The sequence below is a fragment of the Clostridium paridis genome, assembly GCF_016765615.1.
In the GTDB taxonomy this organism is placed as follows: domain Bacteria; phylum Bacillota; class Clostridia; order Clostridiales; family Clostridiaceae; genus Clostridium_T; species Clostridium_T paridis.
On the sequence record NZ_JAESWA010000009.1, the window covers coordinates 1 to 781 of the forward strand.

Annotated in this window: 1 rRNA gene; it reads right to left on the reverse strand. The window is 38.5% G+C overall.

Annotated elements, in window-relative coordinates:
- Positions 1-499, reverse strand: a 23S ribosomal RNA gene (locus JK634_RS01470); the annotation flags it as partial.
- Positions 500-781 lie beyond the last annotated feature (282 nt).

Consider the following 781-nt stretch of genomic DNA (forward strand, 5'->3'; position numbering starts at 1 on the left):
ACGGTACTGCTTCACTATCGGTCATCGGGTAGTATTTAGCCTTGGGAGGTGGTCCTCCCTGCTTCCCACAAGGTTTCACGTGTCTCGTGGTACTCTGGATCAGAACTGACTATTTCGCATTTTTATCTACAGGACTATTACCTCCTACGGTGGAACTTTCCAGTTCTCTTCGATTAACGCAATTTAGTATTTATGTTCTGTCCGCAACCCCAGAAATAAATTTCTGGTTTGGGCTCTTTCCTTTTCGCTCGCCGCTACTAGGGAAATCGATTTTTCTTTCTCTTCCTTCAGGTACTTAGATGTTTCAGTTCCCTGAGTGTACCCTCCTTAAGCTATGTATTCACTTAAGGATACATGGGGTTTCCCATGTGAGTTTCCTCATTCGGAGATTTCCGGATCACAGGCTATTTGCGCCTACCCGAAACTTATCGCAGCTTATCACGTCCTTCTTCGGCTCCCGATGCCAAGGCATTCACCATGCGCCCTTTATAGCTTAACCTATAAAGTAATTTATTTTAAATCTAGTAATATGCGAGTATTTCTTAGATTTAAATTCAGCTTTACATGAGTAACTATTAAATAGTTACTTTTTTGCCAACTGGCTTTCTTTAATAATAAAGAAATTTGTACTATGTGCAATTTTCAAAGAACAATTTAAACAACTTTTGGTCGTTCAAAATTAAACAGAGGTAGTAATCTTTAAAGTGCAATTTATTATTTTGTTTACTTAACACTTACTATTGTAAGTTTAAGTATGTTCTCCATAGAAAGGAGGTGATCC